This is a genomic window from Pseudomonas sp. IT-P218 (assembly GCF_949767605.1).
In the GTDB taxonomy this organism is placed as follows: Bacteria; Pseudomonadota; Gammaproteobacteria; order Pseudomonadales; family Pseudomonadaceae; genus Aquipseudomonas; species Aquipseudomonas putida_AE.
In genome coordinates this window covers 1-3,615 of sequence record NZ_CATKQQ010000043.1, presented here as the reverse complement: position 1 = coordinate 3,615, position 3,615 = coordinate 1, and the positions used below count along the sequence as shown (strand labels likewise).

The window sequence follows — 3,615 nt, the reverse complement described above, 5'->3', positions numbered from 1 at the left end:
GTTGAGGTATTCGGTTTTATTGCCCAGGGCGTCGACTTCGGCGATCAAGTTGCCCTTGGCGTCATAGCGGGCCTGCCAGGTGCTGCCGTCCAGGAAAGTCGTTTCGGTGACCAACGTAGTGCCGAGGTGGTACTTGTATTTGATCTTGCGACCCAGTGGATCGGTTTCTTCAAGCAAACGCGAAAAGTCGTCGTACTTGAACCCTAACCGGTTGCCATCCGGCAGCTTGAGACCGGTCATGTTGCCGGCTTCGTCGAGGTCGATAGCGTACTGCTCACCGCCGAAGTCGCGAAAATGGATTCGTTCAATTACTAATCATTTTTAGCGTGAATTGTAAGAACGCGCTTGCACAGCATTTTTAGATTAAAGAGGAAAGTGGCTTAAGAAAACCTTAAGCCACTCTAGAGATAAAATTTTAAAGAACGGCACAAACCCCACTAGTTTTAACTACCAACGAACAACCAAACACATCCATGAAATGCTGCGCCACCAGTACAACGGAGCGCTACACCGTTTACATACAAACATCAGAGAGCGGTTTTTTTCCACTTATCACCACTTTTTGTTTCTTTTTTCACTATCAGCCAACCATTTCCAGTATCTTTTAGAACAAACTTATATGCAGCCTTTAGCCTAGCCATCTGCTCGACAACCACAGCGTAATTTTTACCTTCTTGAACAGGCTTGTTTATTACATCCCTCTCTGGATCATAAGTCGGAGGAGACCCACAACCGAGATCTACAAGCCTAGCCCAGCTTCGCTCATCTGACACAGAAAACCTGGTTAAAACCTTCTTAAGCTCGAGTTCATACTTTTTATCACAGTCAGAGGTATTTTTTTCCGCATCGATCAGGCTCATTTGCTCATCGCGAAAAGCCGTCTCCCAATCTCGCATTTCTGACATAAAGCCTTTCAACGCCTCAACCACCGAAACTTCTTTTTCCATAACAAACTCCTACCAAGCACAACAATACAATTGCGAACAGCAGAATAAAAACCAGAAATCCTTTGCCGTGGCGGAAGGTGGAGATCAGCTGACCAGTCACCGTTGAAGCGGCTGTGGATGATTGCTGCGAGATGAGTACTTCCCTAGTGTTTGGTTTGATAAAACACCGTAATCCAGACCGGTGTTAGTGAAAAAAGCGGAAAATGACAATCATTGTCCGCCTCGCTGTGCAGGTCATCGCGATCCCTGTCACAGCTCCTCTGGCCTTCGATTTTACAGGTCGATCTCAGATTCGCCCTTTGAACCCTCAACAAAAGCGTCAAACGAACTTGCGAGCCAACGATAGGCCTTTGCATGATTGGCGGCATAACTACTATTCGGATCAAAGTAATCAGTTGCGTAAAAACACACATCACCATCAGGCAAATCCAGACAGAAAAAATTACCACCATCGTCAGTCGCAAACGGCAGCAATGTTTTAGGTATCACATTTTTAGAGGTCATCACTGCATAACAGCCGCTTAAATATTTTGTCTCTGCAGCATCAAAAGCACCACTAGCTGCAACTGCTTTAAATTTCTTTATTCGAACAGGCTCATATTCATCACCACTGTCCCACCAATCTCTATCTGCTACCCCACCGTCATGAGCTAAATAAAAAATTCTAAAACCTTCAGGTAACGTATGCCCGACTTCGTTTTCCAGCGACTCTAGATCAGAACTAGCCACTTTCGGATCGGATTTCGACATCTGCAGTACACCCATCTATCCCCCCCCGCAAACAAGCCTTCTTTCATTCAGCTCCTGTATGTACTCAAACAATGGAGAAATCCCAATCATCAGTTGAAGCATCATTTGAAAGCTTCGGAAGCTGCCCTACGGACGTAAACTCCAATTCATAACCCAGAGAAACAAATGGGTCATTGAGCCCCTTAAAACCACTAATACTTAGATCATATAAGCCATTCTCAACATCTAGATAATCATTATTTCCTAGACCATCAACACACGCATCTCTATAACCCAGAAAAAACTCACTATCCCAATCCATAAGCGCATTCAAATCTGCAACAACAACCAACCCAGAAACAACTTTCAGCGGAATCCCAGAATAACAAAATTTATTTACCGAATCACTAAAGCTTGACTTTTGCCCTACCCCCTTTAAAAAAATACTGTATTCCATCTCCGGAATTTGATAGAGGGGAAAAACAACCCCTTCTTCCACCGCGCGCAACCCAAGCTTTTCGCTATTCAAAAAGCAATCTAACAAGTTACTGGAAGTTATACCATTATTTATTATAAAGTCATTCAACGCGACCGGATCAAAAACAACCATCCCAGGTTCAAATATCTCGATTTTTGCTATATTCTTCATGCACAACCTCCCGCCGACTTTAGATTAGATCCTTTACCAACAGACTTTTTCAATGCATCCCCTATGGTAATATTTTCAGCAAGCACCTGACCTGTTCTAGGTATTTTCAGCGTGCCTTTTTGAGGAAATCCTTCATAAGCTTTGTTTAATTTACCTACTAATTCATCAGAGGTTCCGGAGAACTTTTTGTTGAATGGCACCCCCTCTTTTTTAATTGCCTCGTGAAATTCTTTGTGAAGTTCATCTGACCCGGCTACCTCATTTGGAAACCATGATGGCGAGTCCAGTTTTGTTCCCAGTTCCGGAAAACCATGGGTATTGGCATGCGCCCGCGGGAATGGGTGGTGTCCCATTCCATCAGGTTTGAGGGGCTTCCAAAACGCCATCCAACCCCAAGGATCAATCCATCCATAAGGGTTTGCTGCGTAGTGATATAGATTCGTCCCACCACTAAGCCCAATCGGATCCTGCGTAACAAACCGCCCCACCTCCGGATCGTAATACCGAAACGTGTTGTAGTGCAGCCCCGTCTCGTCATCAAAATACTGCCCCTGAAACCGCAGATTCTGCTCGACGTCATTGACCACCAACTTTTCAACCGCCCCCCACGCCTTGTACGTCGCCTGCCAGACAATCTGCCCTTCACGGTCAGTCATCTCCAACGGCGTACCAATCTGATCAGTATGGAAGTAGTAAAGCTTCTGCTCTTCACCCTCTGCCTGATCCACCCGGGCCAACGGCGCATAACTCCCCGGCTCATACAGATACAAACTGCTCTGCCCCGGACGCTCCTCCCGCAACATCCGCAGGCCTTGCCACAAAAAGTGCTTCTGCTCGGTCTTGCCGTTGACCTCTGAAACCTTGCCAACCCGTCGCCCCAGGCTGTCATACCGATACGCACCGGTACTTTCCAGCTTGCCATTGACCAACGTCTCAGCCCGCACCAACCGATTTTCACAGTCATACACAAACGTCTGCAGCTTGCCCATCCCACTGCGTTTTTCAATCAGGTTGCCCCACGCATCGTAGGCATATTTCTGATCCCGCCAGCGTTTCAGGCGGTTGTCCTTGACGTGGTCAAACTGGCTGGTGTTGAAGTTCAACCGGTTCGCCGCAGCGTCGTAGCGGAATTCTTCGCTGTCGATCAACTGCCCGGTGTCGCGGCTGTGCAACTGGCCGTTGGCTTCGTACTCGTACTTGATCTCGCCGCGCAGTTTGTCGAGGGTGCGGGTGAGTTCGCCGGCCGGGTCGTACTGGTGACGGCGGTGGATCGGGTTGTACGCATGCTCC

Annotated in this window: 4 protein-coding genes and 1 pseudogene; all 5 read right to left on the bottom strand. The window is 47.3% G+C overall.

Annotated elements, in window-relative coordinates; translation table 11 throughout:
- Positions 1-291: pseudogene (locus tag ACM6I6_RS20435) on the bottom strand (hypothetical protein); the annotation flags it as partial.
- A 236-nt stretch (positions 292-527) separates the two neighbouring features.
- The gene (locus ACM6I6_RS20430; RefSeq protein WP_406593025.1) at positions 528-947 is read right to left on the bottom strand and encodes an NTF2 fold immunity protein; all 420 of its coding nucleotides are present in this window, start codon (positions 945-947) and stop codon (positions 528-530) included.
- Between the two features lie 273 nt (positions 948-1,220).
- Positions 1,221-1,712, bottom strand: a complete 492-nt coding sequence (locus ACM6I6_RS20425) for an SMI1/KNR4 family protein (protein ID WP_406593024.1) — start codon at positions 1,710-1,712, stop codon at positions 1,221-1,223.
- Between the two features lie 49 nt (positions 1,713-1,761).
- Positions 1,762-2,325, bottom strand: coding sequence for a hypothetical protein (locus tag ACM6I6_RS20420; protein ID WP_274078128.1), 564 nt, complete (start codon positions 2,323-2,325; stop codon positions 1,762-1,764).
- On the bottom strand, positions 2,322-3,615 hold a 1,294-nt coding region (locus ACM6I6_RS20415; protein ID WP_414920639.1), incomplete at its 5' end, for an RHS repeat domain-containing protein. The genes ACM6I6_RS20415 and ACM6I6_RS20420, both read right to left, overlap by 4 nt.